The organism is Alcaligenes parafaecalis (assembly GCF_026344135.1).
Taxonomy (GTDB): domain Bacteria; phylum Pseudomonadota; class Gammaproteobacteria; order Burkholderiales; family Burkholderiaceae_B; genus Alcaligenes; species Alcaligenes parafaecalis.
Window position 1 is genome coordinate 530,815 of the sequence record NZ_JAPKNA010000002.1, and the last position, 26,076, is coordinate 556,890.

Annotated in this window: 24 protein-coding genes; 17 read left to right on the plus strand and 7 right to left on the minus strand. The window is 56.2% G+C overall.

Annotated elements, in window-relative coordinates; translation table 11 throughout:
- Window positions 1-588: a YqiA/YcfP family alpha/beta fold hydrolase gene (locus OSH09_RS09350; RefSeq protein WP_266120824.1), complete on the minus strand. Its 588-nt coding sequence runs from the start codon at window positions 586-588 to the stop codon at window positions 1-3.
- A 27-nt stretch (window positions 589-615) separates the two neighbouring features.
- The gene (gene mpl, locus OSH09_RS09355) at window positions 616-1,980 is read right to left on the minus strand and encodes a UDP-N-acetylmuramate:L-alanyl-gamma-D-glutamyl-meso-diaminopimelate ligase (protein ID WP_266120825.1); all 1,365 of its coding nucleotides are present in this window, start codon (window positions 1,978-1,980) and stop codon (window positions 616-618) included.
- Window positions 1,981-2,088: 108 nt separating this feature from the next.
- On the opposite strand from mpl, the gene OSH09_RS09360 reads away from it, so the two are divergent.
- The 8 genes from OSH09_RS09360 to OSH09_RS09395 all read left to right on the plus strand — a co-directional run bounded on the left by OSH09_RS09360 (window position 2,089) and on the right by OSH09_RS09395 (window position 8,904).
- Window positions 2,089-2,586, plus strand: coding sequence for a TlpA family protein disulfide reductase (locus OSH09_RS09360; RefSeq protein ID WP_207872204.1), 498 nt, complete (start codon window positions 2,089-2,091; stop codon window positions 2,584-2,586).
- 161 nt (window positions 2,587-2,747) lie between these two features.
- Window positions 2,748-3,182, plus strand: coding sequence for a type II 3-dehydroquinate dehydratase (aroQ, locus tag OSH09_RS09365; RefSeq protein ID WP_207872203.1), 435 nt, complete (start codon window positions 2,748-2,750; stop codon window positions 3,180-3,182).
- Between the two features lie 86 nt (window positions 3,183-3,268).
- Window positions 3,269-3,709 carry an acetyl-CoA carboxylase biotin carboxyl carrier protein gene (accB, locus tag OSH09_RS09370; protein WP_266120826.1) on the plus strand — a complete coding sequence of 147 codons (441 nt, stop codon included), beginning with the start codon at window positions 3,269-3,271 and terminating at the stop codon, window positions 3,707-3,709.
- 4 nt (window positions 3,710-3,713) lie between these two features.
- Window positions 3,714-5,063, plus strand: coding sequence for an acetyl-CoA carboxylase biotin carboxylase subunit (accC, locus tag OSH09_RS09375; RefSeq protein WP_207872201.1), 1,350 nt, complete (start codon window positions 3,714-3,716; stop codon window positions 5,061-5,063).
- Window positions 5,064-5,158: 95 nt separating this feature from the next.
- A complete protein-coding gene (gene prmA, locus OSH09_RS09380; protein WP_266120827.1) occupies window positions 5,159-6,079 on the plus strand; it encodes a 50S ribosomal protein L11 methyltransferase in 921 nt (306 codons plus the stop codon).
- Between the two features lie 24 nt (window positions 6,080-6,103).
- A complete protein-coding gene (locus OSH09_RS09385) occupies window positions 6,104-7,405 on the plus strand; it encodes a zinc-ribbon and DUF3426 domain-containing protein (protein WP_266120828.1) in 1,302 nt (433 codons plus the stop codon).
- A gap of 8 nt (window positions 7,406-7,413) precedes the next feature.
- Window positions 7,414-8,355 carry a carbohydrate kinase family protein gene (locus OSH09_RS09390; RefSeq protein WP_266120829.1) on the plus strand — a complete coding sequence of 314 codons (942 nt, stop codon included), beginning with the start codon at window positions 7,414-7,416 and terminating at the stop codon, window positions 8,353-8,355.
- A 57-nt stretch (window positions 8,356-8,412) separates the two neighbouring features.
- On the plus strand, window positions 8,413-8,904 hold the full coding sequence (locus OSH09_RS09395; RefSeq protein WP_045929654.1) for an outer membrane lipoprotein: 492 nt from the start codon (window positions 8,413-8,415) through the stop codon (window positions 8,902-8,904).
- A 51-nt stretch (window positions 8,905-8,955) separates the two neighbouring features.
- On the opposite strand, the gene OSH09_RS09400 is transcribed toward OSH09_RS09395, so the two are convergent.
- The 4 genes from OSH09_RS09400 to OSH09_RS09415 form a co-directional block, all read right to left on the minus strand.
- On the minus strand, window positions 8,956-10,188 hold the full coding sequence (locus tag OSH09_RS09400) for a methylated-DNA--[protein]-cysteine S-methyltransferase (protein WP_266120830.1): 1,233 nt from the start codon (window positions 10,186-10,188) through the stop codon (window positions 8,956-8,958).
- 137 nt (window positions 10,189-10,325) lie between these two features.
- Window positions 10,326-10,889 (minus strand): YggT family protein, encoded by a 564-nt coding sequence (locus tag OSH09_RS09405; RefSeq protein ID WP_207872198.1) that lies wholly within the window; start codon window positions 10,887-10,889, stop codon window positions 10,326-10,328.
- A gap of 114 nt (window positions 10,890-11,003) precedes the next feature.
- Complete coding sequence (locus OSH09_RS09410) at window positions 11,004-11,909, minus strand: histone H1-like repetitive region-containing protein (protein WP_456151371.1); 906 nt, start codon at window positions 11,907-11,909, stop codon at window positions 11,004-11,006.
- A gap of 468 nt (window positions 11,910-12,377) precedes the next feature.
- On the minus strand, window positions 12,378-15,836 hold the full coding sequence (locus tag OSH09_RS09415) for an indolepyruvate ferredoxin oxidoreductase family protein (protein WP_266120832.1): 3,459 nt from the start codon (window positions 15,834-15,836) through the stop codon (window positions 12,378-12,380).
- 112 nt (window positions 15,837-15,948) lie between these two features.
- Here OSH09_RS09415 and OSH09_RS09420 point away from each other — a divergent pair, with 112 nt between their 5' ends.
- The 3 genes from OSH09_RS09420 to OSH09_RS09430 all read left to right on the plus strand — a co-directional run bounded on the left by OSH09_RS09420 (window position 15,949) and on the right by OSH09_RS09430 (window position 17,644).
- Window positions 15,949-16,407, plus strand: a complete 459-nt coding sequence (locus tag OSH09_RS09420) for an Lrp/AsnC family transcriptional regulator (RefSeq protein ID WP_009460635.1) — start codon at window positions 15,949-15,951, stop codon at window positions 16,405-16,407.
- 99 nt (window positions 16,408-16,506) lie between these two features.
- Entirely contained in the window at window positions 16,507-17,019 is a 513-nt protein-coding gene (locus OSH09_RS09425; protein WP_266120833.1) for a hypothetical protein, read from the plus strand.
- A gap of 76 nt (window positions 17,020-17,095) precedes the next feature.
- Window positions 17,096-17,644, plus strand: coding sequence for a YaeQ family protein (locus tag OSH09_RS09430; protein WP_266120834.1), 549 nt, complete (start codon window positions 17,096-17,098; stop codon window positions 17,642-17,644).
- On the opposite strand, the gene OSH09_RS09435 is transcribed toward OSH09_RS09430, so the two are convergent.
- A complete protein-coding gene (locus OSH09_RS09435) occupies window positions 17,619-18,524 on the minus strand; it encodes a LysR family transcriptional regulator (RefSeq protein WP_207872193.1) in 906 nt (301 codons plus the stop codon). The genes OSH09_RS09430 and OSH09_RS09435 overlap by 26 nt on opposite strands.
- Window positions 18,525-18,639: 115 nt before the next feature.
- Between OSH09_RS09435 and OSH09_RS09440 the strand changes: the two genes are divergently transcribed.
- The 6 genes from OSH09_RS09440 (at window position 18,640) to OSH09_RS09465 (ending at window position 25,250) form a co-directional block, all read left to right on the plus strand.
- Window positions 18,640-19,614: a PDR/VanB family oxidoreductase gene (locus tag OSH09_RS09440; RefSeq protein ID WP_266120835.1), complete on the plus strand. Its 975-nt coding sequence runs from the start codon at window positions 18,640-18,642 to the stop codon at window positions 19,612-19,614.
- A 43-nt stretch (window positions 19,615-19,657) separates the two neighbouring features.
- A complete protein-coding gene (locus tag OSH09_RS09445; protein WP_207872191.1) occupies window positions 19,658-20,413 on the plus strand; it encodes an SDR family NAD(P)-dependent oxidoreductase in 756 nt (251 codons plus the stop codon).
- 32 nt (window positions 20,414-20,445) lie between these two features.
- Window positions 20,446-21,510 carry an aromatic ring-hydroxylating oxygenase subunit alpha gene (locus OSH09_RS09450; RefSeq protein ID WP_266120836.1) on the plus strand — a complete coding sequence of 355 codons (1,065 nt, stop codon included), beginning with the start codon at window positions 20,446-20,448 and terminating at the stop codon, window positions 21,508-21,510.
- A complete protein-coding gene (locus OSH09_RS09455; RefSeq protein WP_266120837.1) occupies window positions 21,510-22,319 on the plus strand; it encodes an alpha/beta fold hydrolase in 810 nt (269 codons plus the stop codon). The genes OSH09_RS09450 and OSH09_RS09455 overlap by 1 nt, the downstream gene beginning before the upstream one ends.
- A gap of 133 nt (window positions 22,320-22,452) precedes the next feature.
- Entirely contained in the window at window positions 22,453-23,841 is a 1,389-nt protein-coding gene (locus OSH09_RS09460; protein WP_207872189.1) for a nucleobase:cation symporter-2 family protein, read from the plus strand.
- Between the two features lie 17 nt (window positions 23,842-23,858).
- The gene (locus OSH09_RS09465; protein ID WP_266120838.1) at window positions 23,859-25,250 is read left to right on the plus strand and encodes an amidohydrolase family protein; all 1,392 of its coding nucleotides are present in this window, start codon (window positions 23,859-23,861) and stop codon (window positions 25,248-25,250) included.
- The last annotated feature ends 826 nt before the right edge of the window (window positions 25,251-26,076 follow it).

A 26,076-nucleotide genomic window follows, 5' to 3' on the forward strand; every position in this document is an offset into this window, starting at 1 on the left:
TTAAGGTTGTTGCAGGGCAAAGCGCAAAATTTCGTCGATCCAGGGATCAAAGTCGGTCAGGCCGTGGTCTCCGCCTTCCAGAATGTGTCCTTGGCTGCCTTTGTACCAGTCCGCCATCTCGCGCCAGTTCAGGACTTCATCACCTTTGGCGGCCAGCAGGTAAAAACGCTGGGGATCGCTGGGGCGCGGTACGTGAATGTCGTTAAGCTCATCCACATAGTCGGGCAGGAAGTGAAACGGGTCGGGCGAGTGATAACAGACATGCTCGCCTACCTGCGTAGCCAGATCCCGTCCTGCGTAGACCACCGGGTTTAGCAAGACGGCTCGGCTGTGATAGAACTGGGCCAGGTGGCTGGCATAGTAACCGCCCAATGAGGAGCCGATCACACATAATTGATCAGCCCCCATACCTGCCTGCATTTCCGTGTCCACAATCCGCTTGCACATGGCAATGGCCTGGGCCGGGCTGGCGGGCAACTGCGGGCAGCGCCACAGGTGCAACAAGCCTCTGTCTTCCAGGGTTTGTTTCAGGCGCTGCGCTTTATAGGACGAAGGCGAGGAACGAAAGCCGTGTAGATAGAGGATCATGGGAGCACCTGCTATATATAGAGAGGGTCAGCGTGACAGTTGATCCAGCAGGCGCTGATGAATGCCGCCAAAACTGCCGTTACTCATCACGACAATGGCGTCGCCGGGCTGGCTGGCCTGAACAATGGCCTGAACCATTTTATCCAAATCAGTCCACGCTGTGGCGCGATCACCCAAAGGAGCCAGGACTTGGGCTGCATCCCAACCCAGCGCGTGCTTGCCTTGTGCTTCGCCATAGCAAAACACCAGATCAGCCTCTTCCAGTGAACCCGGCAGGCGGGCGGCCATCGCGCCCAGCTTCATGGTGTTGGAGCGGGGCTCCAGCACGGCCAGAATCCGGGTGGCTTTACCTGTCTGGCTGCGTAAACCGGCCAGTGTGGTGGCAATGGCAGTCGGGTGATGGGCAAAATCGTCATAGACGGTAATGTCATTGACTACACCACGCACTTCCATACGGCGTTTGATGCCAGCAAATTGGCTCAGTGCCGCGCAAGCCTGCTCGGGCTTTACGCCTACATGGTGGGCAGCAGCAATCGCGGCCAGGGCGTTCAGGCGATTGTGTTCGCCAGTCAGCGTCCACTGAACAATGCCTTGGACCTGTCCTTTGAAAATCACTTCAAAAGAGGTGGGGCCGAGTGCCTTGCTGTCCCAATCTCCTTCGGGGCCAAACTGCTCGACCGGCGTCCAGCAACCTCGGGCCAGGGTTTCGTCCAGGCTGGGGGTGTGGGTGGGGCGCAGAATCAGGCCGGTGGAGGGGATAGTACGTACCAGATGGTGGAATTGGGTCTGGATAGCGTGCAGATCGGGGAAGATGTCAGCGTGATCGTATTCCAGATTGTTCAGAATGGCCGTGCGGGGGCGGTAATGGACAAATTTGGAGCGCTTGTCGAAAAAGGCGGTGTCGTATTCGTCAGCCTCGATCACAAACAGGGATTGTTCGGGGTTGAAGCGGGCGGATACGCCCAGGCCGGGAGCCACACCACCAATCAGGAAGTTGGGCGACAGGTCGGCCTGTTCCAGAATCCAGCCCAGCATGGAGCTGGTGGAGGTTTTGCCGTGCGTACCGGCCACCGCCAGAACGTGCTGCTTGTGCAGGATGTTTTCACCCAGCCATTGGGGACCGGAGGTGTAGGGCAGGCCCTGATCCAGAATGGCTTCCATCAGAGGATTACCGCGTGTCACCACATTGCCCACTATATAGAGATCAGGGGACAGGCTGGTCTGTTCCGCGCCAAAGCCTTCAATCAGGGCAATGCCTTGTTCTTCCAGTTGCGTGCTCATGGGCGGGTAGACCCCGGCATCGCAACCTGTAACTGTATGGCCAGCCGAACGGGCAATCAGGGCCAGACCGCCCATGAATGTGCCGCAAATTCCTAGTATATGTATGTGCATGACAATCCTCCGGCCTGTATTCTAGACGACTGTTTGATCTGATGCGTGAGCTTTGGTTAGAGCCGGTGCTATCATCCTCAGATGATATTTTTTCAGGTGTGAGCCGGTATGAGTAGGCGTCTTTTTCTGCAGAAATCGCTAGTGTGTGCCAGTCTTGTGGCCCTGCATCCTGCCCCTTGGGCCAGTTTGCTGCCTTCAGACCCTTTTCTCGCACAAAGCTTCAAGGATCTTCAAGGTGAGGATCGCGCTCTCTCTACTTATATAGGCAAGCCCCTGGTGGTCAACTTCTGGGCGACCTGGTGCGCCCCCTGCGTCAAGGAAATGCCGGACCTGCAGGAATTGCATAAACGCTATCCGGACGTGAGCTTTGTCGGCATTGCCGTGGACTCGCTGGATAATGTGACGGAGTTCTTGAGCCGCGTGCCAGTCAGCTACGACATCTTGCTGGCCGGTTCAGGTGGCCTGAAACAAATGCGCAGCGTGGGTAATAAAAAGGGCGGTTTGCCCTTTACCGTGGTCTTTGGCAGCAATGGCCGGGTCAGCGAACGCATTTTGGGCCAGATAGATCCAGAAAAGTTGGACGAAGTTATTAAGGCTCAACGCTAACTGGCCGACTTTTTCGCTTAATTTCGTCAAATTGCCGCTCAGCCGGGTCCCTGTTTAAAACGGGATAGAACCAATGCTAACCGTTTGTAAGCCAAGCAGGTTTATGGACAAATGACGTTATTTAGCGTAAAAAGGCGGTCTGTCTTGACGAAAAATCCGCTATGGCGAAACATGTCCTGGTCCTTAACGGGCCTAACCTCAACCTGCTGGGAACACGAGAACCCGATGTCTACGGACATCAGACGCTCGATGACATTAACAGCGGTTTACAGGTGCTGGCCGATCAGCATGGCGCGCAGTGTCATTTTTTTCAGAGCAATCACGAAGGCGGGCTCGTCGATCGAATTCATCAAGCCCGTGCCGAGGGCGTCGATTACATCCTTATCAATGCTGGGGCCTATACGCACACCAGTGTGGCGATACGGGATGCACTTGCCGGTGTCGGTATTCCGTTTATTGAAGTTCATCTGTCCAATGTTCACCGTCGTGAGCCGTTCCGTCACCACTCCTATCTCTCTGACATCGCTAGCGGTGTCATTGTTGGTTTGGGGGCCTACGGTTATGAAGCCGCTCTGCGGTTTGCTTTGAATAGTTAGGCGGTTCGTTTCGTTTTTTTGACCAATATTTTTTTAATGCCGTCCTGACCCAGTCAGTGGCTAGTGCGGCGTTGCGGGAAGTACGCATGGATCTTAGAAAACTCAAAACCCTGATCGATCTGGTAGCCGAGTCTGGCATTGCCGAACTGGAAATCACTGAAGGTGATGACAAGGTTCGTATTGTTAAATTCTCGCAAAGCTCGGCAGCTCCCGTGGTCTATGCTCCCGAGGCTCCTGTAGCCCAGGTAGTAGCCCCGGCCGCAGGTGCTCCCGCTGCACCCGCCGTTCCCGAGGGCCATGCTGTCAAGGCTCCGATGGTCGGTACTTTCTACCGTGCTCCTAGCCCAGGCGCCGCTCCCTTTGTAGAAGTTGGCCAATCGGTCAAAGAAGGCGAGCCCCTGTGCATTATCGAAGCCATGAAGCTGCTCAACGAGATTGAAGCCGACAAGTCCGGCGTCATCAAAGAAATTCTGGTTGAAAACGGCGGACCGGTGGAGTACGGTCAGACTCTGTTCGTCATCGGTTGATGATATGTTTGAAAAAATCCTAATCGCCAATCGGGGCGAAATTGCCTTGCGTATCCAACGCGCTTGCCGCGAGATGGGTATCAAGACAGTCGTCGTTTATTCTGAAGCTGATCGTGGTGCCAAGTACGTGCGTCTGGCTGACGAGGCCGTGTGTATTGGCCCCGCCCAGGCACGTGACAGCTACCTGAGCATGCCTGCCATTATCTCGGCAGCAGAAGTCACAGATGCGGAAGCCATTCACCCTGGCTACGGCTTTATGGCTGAAAACGCGGACTTCGCTGATCGTGTCGAAAAGAGCGGTTTTGTCTTTATCGGTCCACGTCCCGAGAGCATCCGTACGATGGGCGATAAGGTCATGGCCAAAAAAGCCATGATCGAGGCCGGTGTGCCTGTGGTTCCCGGTTCGGACGGCGCCTTGCCGGACGACCCGGCTGAAATTATTCGCATCGGGCGTGAAGTAGGCTACCCAGTCATCATCAAAGCCTCTGGCGGTGGTGGTGGCCGTGGCATGCGCGTGGTCTACACCGAAGCAGCCTTGTTGACAGCGGTTGCCACGACCAAAACCGAAGCCGCAGCCGCGTTCAACAATCCCGAGGTGTACATGGAAAAGTACCTCGAGAATCCACGCCATATCGAAATTCAGGTATTGGCTGATGGTGAACGCAATGCTATTTGGCTGGGCGAGCGCGATTGCTCCATGCAGCGTCGTCACCAGAAAGTGATTGAAGAAGCACCGGCTCCTGGTATTGCCCGTCGCCTGATCGAACGTATTGGCGAGCGTTGTGCTGACGCCTGCCGCAAGATGCGTTACCGCGGTGCAGGTACTTTCGAGTTCCTGTACGAAAACGGCGAGTTCTTCTTTATCGAGATGAACACCCGTATTCAGGTTGAGCACACCATCACTGAAATGATCACTGGCATTGATCTGGTTCAAGAGCAGATCAAAGTGGCGGCAGGCGAGAAATTCGTGCTGCGCCAGCGTGACATTGAATTTGAAGGCCACTCGATCGAGTGCCGTATCAACGCGGAAGACCCGTTCACTTTCGTACCAAGCCCAGGCCTGGTCAGCAAGTGGCACACTCCCGGCGGCCCTGGCGTGCGTATCGACTCGCATGTCTTTACCGGTTACACCGTGCCTCCGTACTACGATTCCATGATTGCCAAGCTGATTACCTACGGTAAAACGCGTGAGCAAGCCATTGCCCGTATGGACATTGCCTTGTCCGAAATGGTGGTGGAAGGGATCAAGACCAACGTGGATCTGCACCGGGAATTGATGAAGGACGCCAGCTTCAAGGCAGGCGGCACCAGCATTCACTACCTGGAACAAAAGCTGGCCCAACGTAACAAGTAAGGGCGGCAACAGGTCAGACCACCGGTCTGACCTGTCAAGAATGATGATTATGTAAAACAGGGGCTCGCCCCTGTTTTGCTTTATGGAAACTATGTATGCGTGAACTCTTACTGAGCTGCCAGGAGCACGAGGCCGAGCGCTTGTCCGATGCTTTGCTTGAAGCTGGCGCCTTGTCGGTGTCGGTGGAAGATGCCGACGGCGATACCGAGCAGGAAAAGCCCCTGTTTGGCGAACCCGGTATTGAACCGGATGTGCTGGCCTGGGATCGCAATCGGGTTGTCGCTTTGCTGCCCGAGGAGCTGGAGCCTGAAGAGTTGCTGCAACCGCTCTTTGAAGCCGGTGTGCTGACACCTGAAAAAGCCCAATGGAGCGTGCGCGAAGTGCCCGATCAGGATTGGGTTCGTTTGACGCAATCGCAGTTCGGCCCCATCCCGGTGGGCGACCGTATTTTGATTGTGCCCAGTTGGCACAAGGACGATGAGGATCTGCCGGTCGCCCAAGAGGGTGAAGACGGTCTGGTTCGCATCGAACTGGACCCCGGCCTGGCGTTTGGTACCGGCAGTCATCCGACGACTCATCTGTGTCTGGATTGGCTGGCTCACCATGTGCAGGCCGGTCAGACCGTCCTGGACTACGGTTGTGGTTCCGGTATTTTGGCGATTGCGGCCCGCAAGCTGGGCGCAGGCCATACCGTCGGCGTGGATATCGACGAGCAAGCCGTGATTGCCACGCGCTACAATGCGCAAGTCAATCAGGTCGAGGTTGAAGGCTTGCTGCCCGATGCCATGCCCGCCGGGCAAACCGATCTGGTCGTTGCCAATATTCTGGCCAATCCCCTGCGTATGCTGGCTCCCATGCTGGCCAACCGCGTCAAACCGGGCGGACATCTGATCCTGTCCGGCATTTACGATTGGCAGGCCGAGGAAATGATCGAGGTCTATTCCTCTTACCTGCCTTTGTCGGTCTGGCAAGAGCGCGATGGCTGGGTGTGTCTGGCTGGACAACGCCCGTTGTAAGACGGCAGAACCTAAGGTGAGTTCATGGAGCTAAAGACTCGCTGCCCCCGTTGCGGGACATCGTTTGCAGCCAGTGTGGAAGCGCTGCAACGCCGCCGGGGCTATATCCGCTGCATTCAATGTGCGCATATCTTTGATGGCTTTGAAGAAGTCATTGATGAGCAAGCCCCTGAGCCCTCCTATATCCCACCTTCTGCCCCCGTGCAGGTTCAGCCTGCCATAGAAGAAGATCAAGCGCCGTCTCCACGACAGGAGCAGGCGCAGACAGTGGATTTGCAGGCTCCCATTCCGGGGCCACGGTTTGTAGAGCATTCCCGCCACGCCCCGCCGCGTGATGAAGGGACTGCTCACGAATCCTTGCAGGTACGCAAATTCCCCGATTCCATCCTGACACAGGCACCTGTCACGCCGGCACAGCCTTCCGTCACGCCTGCAGAACCTTCTGTCATCGCAGCAGAGCCTTTTGTTCGCTTGGAAGAGCCGTCTATCGAACCTCCTGTTGTGTCGACTGAACCCTCTATCCGGCCTCCCGAGCCCTCAGTCATTCGCGCACGCTCTCGACCCGAGCCTGCGTCGCAGGATGATCAGGACACCTCTTTTTTTGTGTCGACCGGCTCTGCTGCAGAGCCAGAAGGGGATCACCATATTGGTCAGGCTTCCTGGTCGACGGCTGAGCCTGAATTCAGTGTGGGGGACCGCGCCAGTACCTTGCGCGCCTCTTTCCCCTCGCGTCAGGCCGACGGCACGCATGGCGATGATACCGATCCCGTACAGCAGGAATGGCTTATTGATCCCAACCCTGCCTTGCAGCGCGAAACCCGTTACGAAGGCGAGGCCAGCTTCGGTCAGCGCGTCGGTTCGCTGATCTGGACCAGCTTGTGCGTCCTGGGAGTTGTGCTGTTTGTACTGCAACTGATGTATGTGTATCGCGTACAGATTGTTAGCCAAATCCCCATGCTGCGTCCTGTGTTCGAGCGCACCTGCGAAACCTTGTCCTGCAAGGTGCCCTACGAGCGCCGCCTGGACCAGATTCGAGTGCAGGCGTCTGCCTTGCATAAAGCCCCCAACCAGCCAGGGCAATCTACCTTGGGTTTCACGCTGCGCAACGAGTTTGAGCGGCCCCAGGAATGGCCTACGCTGGTTCTAGATTTAAAAGATTTTTCCGGAGCCTTGATCGCCAGGCGCAATATCACGCCAGCTCAGTACTTGGCTTCCGAGCGACGTGAGCCTGCCTTTGCAGCGCGCAGTGAAATTATGGTGCGCCTGCCTTTGAATACAGGGCAGCTCCAAGTTAATGGCTACCAGATTAGCCCTTTTTTTCCATAAGGTAATTTATGACCGAGCGAGTGCTGGTATGTGGTTCGATCGCGTTTGATACGATCGCGGTTTTCGAGGGGTACTTCAAAGATCACATCTTGCCCGACAGCATTAAAACCCTGAGCGTGTCCTTCTTTGTACCCAGCTTGCGTAAAGAGTGGGGCGGCTGTGCAGGTAATATTTCCTATACCTTGAACATGCTGGGTGGCCAGCCTGTTCCTGTGGGTGCCGTTGGTAGTGACGGTGTGGATTATGTGCAGCACATGCAGGACCAGGGTATTGATACCAGCATGGTGCGTGTGATGCCTGAAATGTTCACCCCCCAGTGCTTTATCACCACTGACTTGGCCGCTAGCCAGATTACCTCGTTCCACCCAGGCGCCATGGCGAACTCGGCCCAGATCGATTTGTCCGGTCAGGAAGCCGCCTGGGGTATTGTGGCTCCCGACTCCAAAGACGGTATGTTTGCTCATGCTCGTCGTCTGCACGCGCAAGGCACGCCCTTTATTTTTGACCTGGGCCAGGCCATGCCCTTGTACGAAGGCGGGGACTTGTTGGAGATGCTGGAACTGTGTCAAGTTCTTACTGCTAATGAATACGAAGCCGAAGCGATCGAGCAGCGCACTTCCAAGAGTATGGCGCAGATCGCCCAAGGTTTGCATGCCGCTATCGTGACGCGCGGAGAGCATGGCAGCACGCTTTACCACAACGGCCAGACCTACGAAATTGCACCAGTGCCTGTAGAAAGGGTGGTTGATCCCACCGGTTGCGGCGATGCGCATCGCGCGGGCCTGTTATATGGGCTTACAAAAGGCTGGAGCTGGCAGGAGGCTTGCAGCTTGGGTAACTTGATGGGCAGTATTAAAATCCAAGCGGATGGCCCGCAAAATCATGAATTTAAACGGTCAGATATCTCGGCCATGCTAAAAGAGCACTATGGTATTGAGCGCAGCTTGTAAGAGAGCGCTCGACAATTTTTTATGATTCGGCCAGCTACGTTTTTTGGAGTAAACCGTATGTACGTTTCTTTTTTCGATCGTCCCAAAGTACGTTTGCTGGTAGTGGCGAGTCTGGCAGCACCTGTTTTTTTGCTGGCAGGTTGTGCCAATAAATCGGCATCCAGCTCGGTGTACAGCTACGGTCAGGCTCAGCGCGAACAAATCGTGCGTTTGGGTACCGTTGTTTCGGTACGCGCCGTTACTATTCAGGAAGATCAGAGCTCGGGCGTGGGCACCGTGGGTGGCGCTGCCTTGGGTGGTGTGGCTGCCAGCAGCATTGGTGGTGGTCGCGGTAGCATCCTGGCCAGTATTGGTGGTGCCATTCTGGGTGGTTTGGTCGGTAATGCCGTTGAAAACCGCATGGGCAAAACCCAGGGTCTGGAAATCACGGTTCAGTTGGATAACGGCGAAACTCGTGTAGTGGCCCAGGAAGCCGACGTTCCACTGTCCGCTGGTCAGCGTGTACGCATGCTTAGTGGTAACGGCCCAACCCGCGTGGTGCCTCTGTAATCAAAGCCTACTGGTTTTGTGCAAAAGAACCCGGCCAATGGCCGGGTTTTTTCATGCCTGTTTGTTGCGTGTGGCCTTGGAACGCTCACGTTCCAACAAGGCTTTCTTGCGCTCCAGGCCCCAGCGATAGCCTGCCAGATCGCCACTTTGACGTACGACTCGATGACAGGGGATCGCAATAGCCAGCGTATTGCTTGCACATGCACGGGCAACGGCACGGGCACCTTTGGGCATCCCCAGGCGTTCGGCAATCTGGGTATAGCTCAAGGTCTGGCCCACGGGGATATGACGGAGCAGTTCCCAAACTCGTTGTTGGAAAGCGGTGCCTTGAATGTCCAGGGGCAGGCTTAAACCCAAGGCGGGTTTTTCCACCATGGCGACAATTTGGGCGACGCGCTGATTGAGTTGTGGATCGGCATCAATCAAGTCTGCTGCCTTGAAGCGTTCCTGTAATTGCTTCAGTAAAACACTGGAATCATCACCCAAAGAAATGGCGCAAATCCCACGTTCGTTTTCCGCGATTAGCAGTGCGCCCAGACTGCATTGGGCAATGGCAAAGCGAATGCGGTTGCTTTGGCTTTGTTTACGCAATGCCTTGGCTTGTTGGTGTTGTGTGTCGCTTTGATATGAAAGTGCGGCTGCTTGCTTGGGCATGCGCCACAAGTACCAGGAAGCCACGCTGCGATACGGTGCCCAGGCCTGACCAATTTCACGCAAGGCGCGGGCTGTGGGTGCGGTGTCCAGACGCTTTAAATTGCGATAGCCATCACGTACCCCAAAGTCGTCCGCGGGCAGAATGTCTTCATGCTCCAGCGTGTACATCATCATCATTTCCACCGTCCATCGACCGATGCCGCGCAGGGTAGTTAGTCGCTTGATCAGTTCTTCATCAGGCATTTGCAAGGCAGTGACCTGATCGGGAATGATGCCGTCCAAACGTGCTTGAGCCAGACCCAGAATGCTATTGGCCTTGGCACCGGACAAACCGCAAGCACGCAGGGTTTCGTAAGGCGTCGCCAGCACTTCCTCAGGGCTTGGGCAGTGGCCGTGTGGATAGATATCAATCAGGCGCTGCAGGATGCGCTCGGCAGCACGGGTGTGCAATTGCTGATACACAACGGAGCGAATCAATGCTTCGTACGGGTCGCGTTCTGGACGTGGCTGATGGATGCAAGGGCCAACATGGGCGACCAGTGCTTGCCAGTCCGTGTCCAGGGCGGCCAGGAATTGTTCAGCCTCGCGGTAGCGGTTGGCTGGGTCTGGTTTTGATGGAAGGTGAGTCATGGAAGCGGCCTGCAGATTGATGATGGAGTCAGTATAAAGTTCGCTTCTGCACAAGACACCCTGATTCTTGCTCTTGAATTCGGAGTGAAAAAAACCTGGGCTATACCCAGGTTTTTTTAGTGTGCAGCGTGTCGTGCTTAGATTGGCACCAGGCTAAAAGCCGTACGGGTGATGACCATATTCAGCACTTGGGTCAGCAGCAGGACTACCAGTGGCGACAGGTCCAGGCCACCCAGGTCTGGCAAGACACGACGGATCGGATCCAGCAAGGGGGCGGTAATGGAACGCAGCAAAGGCATGCTGGGCGATTGTGGCTGAATCCAGGACAGCAGGGCTTGCAGCAGCACGACCCAGAAAATCAGGCTCAAGCTCCAGCGCAGCACGGTAAAGACGGCGGCCAGCAAGAACATGGGGAAGTTCGAGAGCATGGACACCGAGCCGGTCAGCACCATGGCACTGAGGACCAGGTACACCAGCGCGCTTAGCCAGGCCGCGACCAAGGACGTCCAGTCCCAACGGTTGCCGCTTTTGATCACGCGCCGCAAGGGCATGATCAGCCAGTCCGTTACTTTGAACATGGCTTGCGAATAGGGGTTGAAAGGATGAATTCTGAGCGCATAGACCCAGGCACGCAGCAGCAAAATTGTGCCCAGCAGCGACAGAACAATATGGATTAGGAAGAGGGCGACTTCACTGAACATAGTGGCTTGGTATGAATTGATAGGAGAGGGAATTGTCGCATGCAAGTGCTACAAACCAAAGAGCCACCCTGATCAGGGTGGCTCTTTGGGGAGAAACATAAAAGCAGCGTGCGATTAAGGACGCTTGCCGGTCGGGAAGGGCCAGGAGCCAGCAGGGTTGACGTCTTCGCGGCGAGGCTCGGCAGGAGCCGCGGCGGTTTTAGTCGCTTTGCGGGCAGCGGTTTTATTGCCAACCTTGGCGGCAGCTTTAGTCGTGGTACTGGTCTTTTGGGTCTTGGTTTCTGCGGTCACGGATTTAACTTCTTTCTTCTTTGGAGCTACGGGTTTCTTGGCACTGGTAGCAGGACTGGCTTTTTTAGCCGCTGTCTTTACTGCTGCCTTGGTGCTGGTTTTAGTGGCAGGTTTTGCTGCCGCTTTGCTGGGAGTGGCTTTTTTGGCCACGGGTTTGCTTGCCTTTGTGCTAGCCGGTTTTTTTGCGGCAGCCGTGGTGGCAGGCTTGGCAGTGGCAGCTTTGGTGCTGGCCGTTTTAGGCGCAGCTACTTTTTTAGCCACTGTTTTTTTGGCGACGACTTTCTTGGCAACAGCCTTTTTGGCTACTGCTTTTTTAGCGACGACCTTTTTGGCAACGGCTTTCTTGGCCACGGCCTTTTTGGCGACCGTCTTTTTAGCGGCTGCTTTTTTTGCTACGGTTTTGGTGGCAGTTGTCTTGGTCGCGGTGGCTTTAACAGCCGTGGTTTTTGCCGGAGTGGTTTTCTTTACCGCTGCTTTTTTCGCAACCGTTTTCTTGGCGGCAGCGCTGGCCGTAGACTTGGCAGGGGCTTTTACAGCAGCCTTGCTGGTCTTGGTGGCAGTGGTTTTAGCGGGGGACTTTGTGGCAGCGGGTTTGCTGCTGGGACTGGTCTTGGTAGCAGTCGCTTTGACTGGAGCTGCGGCTGGTTTGGCTGGCGTTGCTTTTTTAGGGCTGACGGTTTTGCTGCTTGCTGCTTTTGCTGCGCCTTTCTTGGCTGTTGCCATGATCATGCTCCTCGAGAACAAGTCTTTAGTTTGTCCACACCCATTTGACCTGGCCTGGAAAACTGCAATGGCCTTTTTCAAATGACGCAGGCGTTTAAGGTCGATACCTTATACGCTTAGAAGTCTAACGTAAGCCCCTCTACAGTCAAGCATTAATCATAGCTTGGGGCTTATGGATTTAGGAATCAGTGCTGGCTGTCTCCAATAAGTTGCGTTCTGGACACGCTTGCTTGATAGCAAGCCGCATCCAAGTCCCTGATTTTTTACGCATTGCTGGATGCCTTGTGCTGATATTTTGCTGTTTTAAAAAATGATGTGAGGCATCAAAATGGGGCCAGAAAAAAGCGGTGATTAAGCTGCTGTTTTGCCTGTGGTACATCGCGTTTCTGGATAGGGTGCAGACCAAAAAAAAGCCCTGCATAAACAGGGCTGAAAGGGCAGGTTAATCGTTGGGAGAACCGCAGCCACTAAGGCTTAGGCGGGGACCGCCTGAATATTCGGTCCTGTGTTTTTCAACTGTTGCGACAGCTCTGCAAAACGGGCTTCGTATTTCTTGGCCGATTCCATTTTGACTGGGCCGAAACCACGCAATTGTTGTGGCAGCTCGGCCAGTTCCAGGGCGCTGGCATAGTTGGCTTGATCCAGATTTTTGCTCAGGCTGTTGAGCAGGTTCTGGTACTCACGCCAAAAGCGGCGTTCCATACGACGCTCATGGGTGTAGCCAAATGGATCCAGCGCGGTGTTGCGCAGACCCTTGCCTTTAGCCATCCAGCGCAGCAAGGTGGCGGTGCGTGGACCCAGGGTGATTTTGCGTGGGCGGCCTGTAGCAGGATCACGACGCGCCAACAAGGGTGGTGCAAAGTGAAAGCGCAAGGAGAAGTCGCCTTCAAATTGTTGCTCCAGATCCTGACGGAAAGCAGGCGAGCTGAACAGGCGAGCCACTTCGTACTCATCCTTGTAAGCCATCAGCTTGTACAAGCTGCGTGCGGCTTTTTCAGTCAAGGCAGGGCGCTGACCAGGACGCAGTTTTTGCTCGGCGTCACGCAGCGCATTGATGGTGCTGGCAAAGCGTTGGGCATAGGCGGCGTTCTGATACTGCTCCAGGCTGCTGGTGCAGCGCTGCATGATTTGTTCCAGCGTTTCGCGGCGCTGCAAGGTCACGACTTGAGCCGCGGGGGCCAGGAGGCTGTTCAGCGCTTTTTCGTCATGAGCCAGCACGCGACCCAAATGGAAGGCATCCAGGTTGGCTTGAATGGCCACACCGTTCAGGCGGATAGCCTGTTCAATAGCGGCACTGCTGACCGGCATTGAGCCTTGTTGCCAGGCCATACCCATCAAGAGCATATTGGACAGCAGGCTATCGCCAAACAATAAAGTGGCGGCCTGGTGTGCATTGAAGGAGCGCACCTGGTTGTCCCCGGCGGTGGCTTTCAATTGGCTCAACAAGTGTTGGGCATCCAACGGTGCATCCGGGTTGCGGGTGAACTCTGCAGTGGGGGCCAGGTATTCGTTGATGATGGCGTGGGTATGACCAGGGCGCAGGCAGGACAGCGCGTTCGGATGGGCAGCCGCAACCACGTCGCACAAAATAGCCAGGTCGGCCTGACCGGGGTCAACGCGTACTGCGCCAGTTGTTTCTTTATCCGCAGACAGGCGAATGTGGCTGATGACGGTACCGCCTTTTTGTGCCAGACCTGTCATGTCCAGTACCGAGCTGGAACGGCCTTCCAGGTGCACGGCCATGGAGAGCACGGCACCAATCGTAATCACACCCGTACCGCCGACACCGGCCACAATCACATTGCATTCCTGTGCGTGAATGGCGGGCTGAGGCAGACCTTCCAGTTTGGCCAGCAATTGCGCCTTCATGTCGGCTTGACCGTTCTGGTCGCCACGACGCAAGGCACCGCCCATCACTGATACAAAGCTGGGGCAGAAACCATCCACGCAGGAGTAATCCTTATTGCAACTGGACTGGTCGATCTGACGCTTGCGGCCTTCCGGGGTTTCGGCGGGAACCAGAGACAGACAGTTCGATTGCACACCGCAATCGCCACAGCCTTCGCAGACTGCCTTGTTAATAAAGAGGCGGCGAGCAGGATCGGGATACTCATTCTTTTTACGGCGACGGCGTTTTTCAGCAGCACACGTCTGATCGTGAATCAGGATAGTCACGCCGGAGATCTCGCGCAGCTCACGCTGCAGGCGGTCCAGTTCACGACGGTGGTGAACATCCACACCGGCAGGCAGGCTGATGCCGCGATAGCGCTCGGGCTCATCGGTGGTGATGACCACACGACGCGCACCTTCACCAATGGTTTGTTGGCAAATGCGGGGTACAGAGATGGGGCCGTCAACGGGTTGGCCGCCTGTCATGGCAACCGCATCGTTGAACAGGATCTTGTAGGTAATGTTGGCGCCCGCCGCAATGGCCTGACGAATTGCCAGATAGCCGGAGTGGAAGTACGTGCCTTCACCCATGTTCTGGAACATGTGGCCCGTTTGAATAAACGGAGACAGGCCGACCCAGTCCGTGCCTTCGCCCCCCATTTGAGTCAGACCACGAGTCTTGCGGTCCATCCAGGTCGCCATATAGTGGCAACCCACACCCGCCATGGCCTGGCTGCCTTCGGGGACTTTGGTGGACGTGTTGTGCGGACAGCCCGAACAGAAGTAGGGGCGACGAGTCAGACCATTGGTATCAATGGGAGCCAGATTCTGCACCGTACAGGCAGGCAGTTGCACATTGGCATGGTGACCCAGCCAGCGGCGCAGGCCCACAGCCACACGGGCGGGGCTGAGCTGACCATCAGCAGGAATCAGCACTTCATTTTCAATATCGCGCTTGCCCGAGACAGTGGGACGCTGGGCACGGTTAAAGAGCAGGTTCTTTAACTGGTCTTCAATAATCGGGCCCTTTTCCTCAATGACCAAAACGTGGTCCAGGCCTTCAATAAAGTCGTTCAGCGATTGCGGGTTAACTGGCCAGCTCAAACCAATCTTCAGATGGCGAATGGCGGGCAGATCCTTCAGGCTGCTGAGCTGTTCCAGCGCGTCCAGCGTATCCAGTGTGGCTTTGCCGGTGGAGACAATACCAATACGCGCATCAGGAGCGGCTTCCAGGATGCGATCCAGGCTGTATTTATGAGCGAACTCGCGCACGCTATCCAGACGGGCATCCAGGGTGCCTTCCATGGACGGGGTCAGGAATTTGCTCGGATCGTAGGAATACTTGCCGCCTTGCTGATCAGCCAGTGCAGGGGCCAGATCATCCAGGGGGGCAATTTCAAAAGAGCGGCCGCTTTCTACCGTTTCGGTAATAGCTTTGAAGGCGACCCAGGAGCCCGAGTAGCGCGACAAGGCCCAGGCCCAGATACCAAAGCGCTCGTATTCTTCGACCGAACAGGGATTGACGACCGGGATACCCCAGGCAATCAGGGATTGTTCGCTGGCGTGGGGGATGGACGAGGACGAGGCCACGTGGTCATCACCCACAATCATCAGGACGCCACCGTGCTGGGAGGCACCGGCGGCATGGCCGTGGTGCAAGGCATCGCCTGCGCGGTCGACACCGGGGCCTTTGCCGTACCACATGGAAAACACCCCATCGACGGTGCGGTCTGCACGTTCACCGGCCTGCTGCGTACCCATAATCATGGAGGCGGCCAGATCTTCGTTGATGGCGGGTTGAAAACGTACCTTGGCCTGGTCCAGATGCTTCTGGGCCTTCCACATGATCATGTCCACGCCACCCAGTGGCGAGCCACGGTAGCCAGAGACAAAACCAGCGGTGTTCAAACCGTGTTCTTTATCCAGGCGAGCCTGGGTCAGCAACATGCGCACCAGGGCCTGTGTGCCCGTTAAAAAGATGCGTCCTGATTGTGCGGTCAGGTTGTCGCTGAGCTTGTATTGAGTGTCGACGGACTGCGTCATGATGAAACCTCCAGATAGAGATCATGATAGAGAGTCTGTCCTCGCTTTTTTTTGCGTTATAGTTGCGGATATTCCCTATTCTTTGAAATGTTCATTTCGTAAATATTCAAATATGGATAAAACTGACTTAAAAATCCTGGATGCCTTGCAATTGGACGGTCGGGCCTCGGCTCAGCAGGTCTCCGAGCAGGTGGGTTTGTCCACTGCGCCCGTCTGGCGGCGCATTAAAAACCTGGAAAAAAACAAGGTCATCCAGGGCTATTATGCGCGTGTGGATCGCCGTCAGGTTGGCCTGCAAAGTTGCATGTTTACCCAGATCAGTCTGGACCGTCATTCGGGTGAAATTGTCGATAACTTCATCCGTGCCGTGCGCGATGCGCCCGAGATTCTGGAATGCCATGCTGTGACCGGCGATGCGGATTTTCTGCTGAAGATCATGGTGCCCAGCGCCGAGTCCTACGACGATTTCCTGCACCGCTTTCTGTTTAATATGCCGGGCGTGCGCCAAACCCGCACCATTGTGGCCATGCGAGAAATCAAGAACGTGACCCGCCTGCCTTTGCCACTTTGAAGCATCTTGTTATGGGGTAAAACAAGCGCCTTCAGGTAGAATATTCAGGATTCGGTGGCCTGTCGTGGGTCGGTATGTAAGCATGAAGGACGGGGTTTTATGACGAAGGCGAATATCTTGCGACGCACTTCCTGGGTCGCTGTGCTGGCTACAGTTTTTTTAAGCGCCTGCGCCGTGAAAGCGCCGGCTCCCGAGCCTGCTGCGCAGACCGCGGCCGCCAAGCCGGTTCATCCTGCCTGCCAGCCTGCTGCTGCCGGGGATGAGCTGGCAGGTAACTGGTTAAGCAAGCACCGCCAGAAAGGTGTTGTGGGCGAGCTTCGTACCTTGTTCACCTTGCAAACGGATGGCTCCATGGCGTACACCGAACAGGTCAAACGCCCTAACAAGCCGTCACAAGGTTTGAACGAAAGCGGTTGCTGGGTACGTAAAGGCAATAATGTGCAGATCAGCACGCAAGAGTCCAATGGGGTCACTACCGAACCAGGCGATCCGATTTACGAAAACAACTACAACATCGTCAGTCTGACAGCCCGTAATCTGGTGCTGCGTGACCAAAGTGGTACCACTTACCGCCTGACCAGAATGTCACCTGGCTACCGCCTGCCATTCTGATCTCTGCGTAGTTGAATGATTCCTGGCCGTCCTGGGGGCGGCCAGTTTTTTGTCTGTTTCTTTTGCTGGACGCTCCATGGCTTTGCGCGCGACGATTTATAAAGTTGAATTGAATGTGGCCGATAACGATCGGGCCTATTACGGCAGTCATACCTTGACGCTGGCCCGTCATCCTTCGGAGACCGAAGAGCGTCTGATGGCTCGTTTGCTGGCATATGGCTTGTATGTGCAATCAGACGAGGCCCTGAGTTTTTCTCGCGGTCTGAGCGATTCGGATGAGCCCGCCCTGTGGGAACATGATTTGGGCGGCAATCTGCTGCATTGGCTGGAAGTGGGGTTGCCCGACGATCGTCGTTTGATCAAGGCCAGTGGCCGCGCTGATAAGGTGACCGTGCTGGCTTATGGACGTAACGTCTCGGTTTGGTGGAATGGCATCAAAGACAAGATCAGCCGTGCCCGTAACCTGCAAGTCTATGCGCTGGATGTGGCGGGTACAGACGCGTTAGCCGCCTTGGCTGAACGAGGCATGACAATCAATTTGAATGTTCAGGATGGTACGGTCTGGGCCAGCAGTGAAAAGGGCGAAGCCACTATTGAAGTCAGCCACCTGAATGCTGCCGCTTGATATGGGCCAGCAACTCGCTGCGGAATAAGCTTGCCGCCGGGGCCAGTGAACGCTGACGCAATTGCATCAGGCTGACTTGCCGGGGCAGAACCGGTGCCTTCAAAGGGCGAAAAATAATCTGTGCCGCCTCGGGCAGGCTTTGGGTGTTGGCAGGCAGGATCGCCAGCCCCAAACCATGCCTGACCATACTTAGTACCGTGGTGTGCAAGGACACTTCGTGAACCTGCGGAAACCGTATGTCCAGGGCCGTCAATTGCCTTTGTATGGCCTGTCCCAAGGGGCTGTGCGAGGACAAGGCTATAAACGGATGCGCCGCCAGATCATGCCAACGTATTTGTGATTTGGCCGTTAGCGGATGGTTGTGGGGCAACAGGGCCTGATACTGATCCTGCATGACCGGATGCGCCTCAATCGTGTCGGGCCGATTCCAGTCTGTTCCCAAACCAAAATCGATAGGCTCCTGCTCCAGGCGGCGGCTGATGTCTTGCTCTGCCATATCCAGCAACTCCACCCGAATGCCGGGATAGCGTTGCTGAAACAGAGCAATAAACGGAATCAGCAAGCTGGAGGACAACACCGTGCCACTGGCAATGGACACCCGGCCACGTTGATGACTGGTCAACTCCCTGGAATGGCGCACGGCCTCTTCCACCTCGGCCAGTACGCGCCGCGCTGTACCCAACAACTCCTGACCCGGTTCGCTGAGCACCACTTTGCGGGTGTGCCGATCGAACAGCCGTAGCCCGGTCTGGGACTCCAGTTCCCGAATCAACATACTCAATGCTGACTGGGTGACGTGCAGATTGCGCGCTGCCTGGGTGAACTGGCCTGCTTCCGCCACAGCGACAAAAGCGCGAAGTTGTCTGAGGGTTATATTCATCAGATTATCTTACTAATAAATCAAATAAATTCAATTGTTTTATCAAATGGCGGGTGCTTAAATGTTTTTCATAGACCGCAGCGGGGGCTGCAAAGGTCAGATAAGAAAAGGAGGCATGAGCATCATGAAATCCTGGATACGCAGCATACGCATCGAGGCCGAGGGCATCCGTTCACTGGAGCTCTGTCCACAGGAAGGCCGCTTCCCAGCCGTGGAGGCGGGGGCCCATATCGATGTGCATTTGCCAGGGGGCCTAGTCCGGCAGTATTCACTGCTGGCGGGTAGCCACGAAGGGCAGTACCGGATCGGCGTCAGCCTGGATCCGGCCAGCCGGGGTGGTTCCCGAGCCGTTCATCAAGCTTTGAACGTGGGCGATGCGCTGGAGATTTCCGAGCCACGCAATCTGTTCAAACTGGATGAAACGCAAGCGGCTACCAGCGTTCTGTTGGCAGGTGGCATCGGTATTACACCGATTCATGCCATGGCACAGCGGCTACAAGCCCTGGGCCGCCCCTGGCATCTTTTCTACTGTGTGCGCAGCCGTAGCCGAACGGCCTTTCTGGACGAACTTCAACAATTAGCAGCGAACAGTCAGGGCTTGGGGCGCTTGGATGTCTTGATTGAAGACGAAATGAATGGTGCGCGCATGGATATGGACGCCGCACTGGCTCCTTATAAAAGCCAGGGTAGCCATTTCTATTGCTGTGGACCGGCCGGTATGTTGCAAGCCTATAAGCAGGCCTGTGCAGACCTGCCTGATCAACACGTGCATTTCGAGTACTTCGCTGCCGCGCCTGTGGCGGCGGCTGATCTGGGCGATGACAGCGCGTTTACCGTTCACCTGGCTCGCACGGGCGGCTCTATAGAGGTTCCGGCAGGCCGCAGCATTCTGGATTGTCTGCTGGATCAGGGCATACGGGTGTACTGCTCCTGCCGCGAGGGGATTTGCGGTTCCTGTGAAACCAAAGTCCTGGCAGGCACGCCCGAGCATCGCGACCACGTTCTGAGCGAACAAGAACGGGCCGCGTCAGAGAGCATGATGATTTGCGTCTCCCGCAGTCGCGGCGAGGCACTGACGCTGGATTTATAAGAGCAGGGCGCAAACGACGCCCACATACGGAGGAGATAGGGAAATGAATGCTTCATTAAAAGGCAGGACGGTTATCGTCACCGGAGCCGGGGGGCAGATTGGTTTGGCGTACTGCGATGCCTTGGTGGCACAGGGCGCGAATCTGGTCATGGCGGACCTGGGCGATTTAAGCGACAAGGCCCAGCAGTACCGCGATCAGGGTGGCAAGGCCATTGCCGTCAAAGTAGATGTGTCCAATAACGACGATACCCAGGCCATGGCCAAAGCAGCCCTGGATGCCTTTGGTTCTATCGACGGCATCATCAATAACGCGGGCTTTTTCCGTGGCTGTACTTTTGGTTCGCTGATGGACATTCCTGCCGAGGAATGGGACCGCTGCTATGCCATCAATGTGCGTGGTTTGTGGCAGTGCTGCAAAGCTGTGATCCCGGCCATGAAACAACAAGGGGGCGGCAAGATCATCAATGTCTCCTCCAATACTCCCTATAAGGGCGTACCCAACTTCCTGCATTACGTCTCGTCCAAAGCGGCGGTGGTGGGTCTGAGCCGTGCCATGGCCCGTGAAGTGGGGGCTTTCAATATCCAGGTCAACACCCTGTGCCCGGACCTGATTCCCGATGCCGGTATTACCGCGACCCAGGGTGACGAGGCCGACCGCCGAACCGTGGCGGGCCGTTGTCTGCAACGCACCCAAACACCCGAAGACATGGTGGGCGCTGCCTTGTTTCTGTTGGGCAGTGGTTCGGACTTTGTGACGGGGCAGAGCCTGCTGGTGAACGGCGGTGCCCACTTTCTGTAAACAGAATTAGCTGGAATTTTCAGGAGTAGATCATGATAGTCATGAATGAGGTGCCAATGATCCAGGCCCGCCATCCGCAGGAGCAGAGCAATCCCCTGTATCGTGCCCTGGCGCATTTCTGGCACCCCGTGGCCTATAGCAGTCAGGTTCTGGACAAGCCTTTCGGGGCACGTTTGCTGGGTCAGGATCTGGTGCTGGCACGCCTGAATGGCGAGCTGGTGGCGATGGACAGCCGCTGTCCGCACAAAGGGACCAATCTGGCCTTGGGTGAAATTGTCGATGCCACGATCGAGTGTCCTTACCATGGCTGGCGCTTTGACGCCCAGGGTGAGTGTGTGCGCATTCCCGCCCGTGAAGAGCTGACCTGTGCCATGCGGGTGAACGTGAAACGCTTTAACGTCACTGAATCCGGTGGCATTGTCTGGGTTGCACTGGAAACCCCGCAAATGGCCGTGCCCGTGTTCCCCGAGATGAATGACCCTAGCTACCGGGTTCTGCAAGGCAAGACTTACGACTGGCGTACCAGTTCGCCGCGTCGTCTGGAAAACTTTGTGGACTTCAGCCATTTTGCCTACGTGCATGACGGTACGATTGGCAGCCGCGACAATCCGCGTGTCGAGCCGGTCAAGGTTTGGCGCGAAGAGCATGTCTTGCGCTTTGATCGCAGCGGCGTCAAAGAACCCGGCGTAGGATTGAAGAAAAAACTGCTGGGTATTGAAGAAGAACTGATCGAGCCAGTTAACGAGTACCACGTCACCATGCCGCACACCGTGCATTTGAAGCGTACTTTCCCCAACGGCAAGCGTTACGTATTGCTGATGGCGGCCTGTCCAGTGGACGAGTTCACGACGCGCAGTTTCTGGTGGCAGGCCCGCGATTTCGGGACCGAACCCATGTACGACGACTTCTTCATGGACTTCGAGGACGAGGTGCTGGGTCAGGACAAGCCCATCATTGAATCGCAGCGACCCGTGTGGATTAATTTGCAAGGTGGTTTGCCCGAAGAGCGCGAGACACCTGTGCGAGGTGCGGATATTGTCACGGTGGAGTACCGCCGCTGGCTCAATGACCTGGTCGCGCAGGTCGAGAGCTTGTGATGAGTCAGTCCATCTATGTACAGGGCGGCACAGGTTTGTTGCACGCCCGCCAGTACGGCGCTATCCGTACCGCACAGGTGCCCCTGATCGTGATGCATGGCGTCACCGGCCATGCTGGTTTGTGGCATCAGGTGGCCTGTGCCTTGTCGCAGAACCGGGCAGTGATTGCGCTGGACATGCGCGGGCATGGCTTGAGCGACTGGTGTAGCCAGCAAGACTACGCCACATCGGCCCATGTGCAGGATCTGGCTTGCCTGCTCGATGCCTTGGGTTTGCCACAGTACGATCTGGCTGGTTTGTCCTGGGGGGGGTTGGTCGGCCTGGAGTATGCGGCCCGTTATCCGGAACGGGTCCGCCGCCTGGCGGTACTGGATGTAGAGCCCAGCTTCCTGCAAGGTGAACGCGAGGTCATGCCACGACCGGCCAACTTCCCCAGTCGGGATGCTGTGCTGGAATACGAGCGTAAAGCCAATCCACAAGCACCGCAGTCCTTGCTGCAGCAGTTTGCCTACGAGTCTGTTAATCAGGTCGATCAAGACCTGTGGCAGCGGCGACATGACCCGTACTTCTTGTCGCGGTGGCCATTTCGCAATGACGATGTCTGGGCGCAGTTGGAGGAGCTGCGCTGTCCGACCTTGTTATTGCATGGCGAACGCAGCTTTGTGCGGCTGGCCATCATGAAGGAGATGCAGGAGCGATTACGGCATCCGGCGGGTTTGCACGAACTGCCCGACACAGGCCATTTATTGCCCCTGGAGGCACCCGAGCTTGTGGCCGCCTATTTGGAGGGTTTTCTGACAAGGAATTGATGCACCATGCCCCTGGGTCCTGCACCGGCAGGGGCATGTCATTCAGCGGCCCGGACAGGCAATAAGGGGGACGGCGCCGCTACCCGATGTACTGAGCAAAAAAATAACGGGAAAAAGATGAGGAGACAAACCTATGAACACCCGTCAGATTCAGGACAGTATTGACGAGCGGCTGCCTGTTGGACGCTCTTTCTTGTTTGGTCTACAGCATGTGCTGGTCATGTATGCCGGTGCCGTCACTGTACCTTTGATTCTGGGCAATGCCCTGGGATTGAGCCAGGAAGACATCGCCATTCTGATCAATGCGGATCTTTTGTGCTGTGGGATCATTTCCATCATTCAATCCATGGGAGTCGGGCGCTGGTTTGGCATACGCCTGCCCGTCATGATGGGAATTTCCTTTGCGGGCATCGCCCCCATGATTGCCATCGGGCTGACACCTGGCATGGGCTTGCCCGCCTTGTATGGCGCGATTATTGCGGCCGGTTTCATTGCCGTGCTGATGGTGCCCGTCATTATTCGCCTGCTGTGGCTGTTCCCGCCCTTGGTCACGGGCACCACCTTGGTGTCGCTGGGGGTGGGCTTGTTTGGTGTCGCCATTACCTGGGCGGGCGGCGGCCATGGTGCCAAAGACTTTGGCAGCCTGGTGTACCTGGGCATTGCCGGAACCGTGCTCTTGGTGACCTTGCTGGTCGCCCGTTTCGGGCGTGGTTTTTTCGGAAGTATCGCTGTGCTGGTTGGTCTGGCAGCAGGGATGTTGTTGGCTACCTTGATGGGGCGGGTCACAGTCGAAGGGCTGGATGAATTGCCCTGGCTGGAACTGGTCACCCCGTTCCATTTTGGTATGCCTACCTTCTCCTTCAGCGCTACCTTCACCATGCTGCTGGTGGTCATCGTGACCATGGTCGAGGCCATTGGTCTGTTCTATGCCCTGGCCGTTATTTTGAATCGCCCATTAAGCCACGATGATTTCGCCCGCGGCTTGCGTGCCGATGCCTTGGGGGCTGTTATTGGTGGCGTGTTCAATACCTTTCCGTACTCCTCCTATGCCCAGAACATCGGCCTGATCGGGGTGACGGGCGTACGCAGCCGTTACGTCTGTCTGGTCGCGGGCCTGATCCTGATTGTGCTGGGACTGGTGCCGCGTATTGCCCATGTGGTGGCCTTGGTGCCGCACTACGTACTGGGGGGCGCAGCCATCGTGATGTTTGGCATGGTCGCGGCGTCGGGCGTGCGTATCTTGCAGACCGTGGACTTCAAAACCAATAAGCACAACACCTTCATCTTTGCGATCAGCCTGGGCGTGGGCCTGATTCCTGCCGTTGCCCCGACCTTTTTTGATCAGTTTCCCGAATATCTGATTCCTTTGCTGCACAGTGGCGTACTGTTGACGGTCATTTCATCGGTCGTGCTGAATCTGTTCTTTAACGGAACCAGTGGACGGCAGCAGTCCGAAGCATTGATGATGGAAACACAGGAAGAAGCGCCCCTGAGCGTTGTGCGGGTGACACCGCAAGGATAAGAAAAAGGAGAGAGACAATGACAAGCCAACTATGCGACATCGTGATTCACGCAGGCAAAGTGGTCACCATGAACGATCAGAACGAGGTGATCGAAAACGGCGTCGTCGCCATCCGTGGTGACAGAATCTGTGCCGTGGGCGAGGCCCAGGACATGCAACACTGGCAGGGCAAAAAAACCATTCATGCCCCCATGCAGGCCCTGATTCCCGGTCTGATCGATACGCATAACCATCTGTTTCAACTGGCCGGACGTGGCCTGGGCGACGGCATGGCCCTGTGGCAATGGCTGGGTGAGTTCATGCTGCCACTCGCTGCCGATATCCGTCCGCAAGAAGCGCTGGCCGCCGTACGCCTGGGTGCGCTTGAAGCTGCTTCCTCTGGCGTGACCACCGTGCTGGACAACCACTACGCCCCCGCAGATCCGGAAACCACCCTTGCCGTAGCCCAGGCACTGCAAGACACCGGCCTGCGCGGCATCGTGGCCCGCGGCATGTTCGGCCCTTTCACACCTGTCGCCCGCGACAACGGATTGCAGGACACCCTGTTTCGCCATAGCGTTAAACACGAGCTGGATACCATGCACGAATGCCTGAGCAACTGGCAGCAAGGCCGCGTGCAAATCTGGCCATCGCCCATCAACATCATCTACAACGACCTGGACCTGGTCATAGGCTCCGCCGAGATGGCCCGCAAATTCGATGTACGCTGGCAAACCCACTGTTCAGAAGCACCCGTAGACCCGGACATCTTCCAGAAAGCCTACGGCGCACGTCCTTTCCGCTGGCTGGACGAACAAGGTTGGCTGGATGAACGAGCCGGATTTGCCCATGCCATCTGGATGGACGACGATGAAATCGAACGCGCAGGCCGCGCCGGATGCAGCATCGCCCATAACCCCATGTCCAACGAATACCTGGCCTCCGGCCCCATCCGCTTAAAAGAGCTGCTGGAAGCCGGAGTACGCATAGGCCTTGGGGCTGACGGCGCAGCAGGCCACCAGGTCGACCTGTTTCAGATCATGCGCCAAGCCGTTTACGTCCAACGCCTGGCACGCCTGGACCCGCAAGCCAGCAATGCCCAGGACGCCTTCTGGCTGGCCACCCGAGGCGGTGCAGAAATGCTGGGCATAGACGCAGGCCAACTTAGCGAAGGCAAACTGGCCGATATGGCGCTGGTCAACCTGGATCAACCCCACCTGAGCCCCTGTTTCGATGTGGTCGCTAGCCTGGTCTACTGTGCCAGTGGCCGCGATGTCTCCATGACCATCGTGAACGGCAAAGTTATCTACGAAAACGGCGAAAGCCAATGCGTCTCCAAACAAGAAGTCGTGGCCAAAGCAAGAGAACATTGCACTGCCTTGATTACCCGCCTGGGAGTCCTGCAACCAGCAGGCCTGATGCCAGCATAAAAAGCGGATAAGAAAAAAGCTGACACAAAAGAGTAGAAGGGGATGAGGGCCAAAGGCCGAGGGGCAAACCCCCTCGGCCTTTGTTTCATGGGCCTGGGGGTCAATACAGATAGACCATACATAGTGAAGAGAAACTGATGCTCCTAAAGATAGAGCTAGCTTCTACCTTGATCCCGACCTTTAGTGAGAGTGTCACTAATGACTCTTTCCAGAGTCATAACTTTTTGAGTAGCTGGGTTGTTTGTCGTTTGTCGTTTGTCGTGTGTCGTTTGTTGTTGTTTGTGGTGGTAGTGCTCCACTCAGATGAAGCCAAAGCAGCAGAAATTGGTTTTAAATTTTGCTTTTCCCTCCGACCTCTTCGGCTTCCCAAACGAGCCCAGCTTCCAGCTTCGAGAATTGTCATCCAACCCAAAAGAGTTCCTTTTTAAACAGTCTCTGGAATCTGAAGTAATTCTGAGTCGTTCGAGTGGGGGGGCTCTGGCGGGGCGATTCAGATGGCTTGCCGCGGGCGAGTGATTGCGTAGGGATGCAAGCGACCTGCTGTTTGAGCCGGACGCTTGTACTTGGTCCGGGGGACCAAGTACCCGGCGAGTTCAGGTCGCGCCCGTAGCAATCACTCGACAAGGGCACCGGTGCACAGCACCGGCAAGCTATCAGCCCAGCCGGAGCCCCCCCCACTCGAACGACGTCTTCAGAACGCCTTCCTTCAATCCAGAGGCGGTACCAAGCCCCTAATGGTGTCCAACCGTTCTCACTCAAACCCCACGCTTTAAATAGGCTGCTTCAAGCTGCAACAAGATATTAGAACCAACACTGATCAAACCAG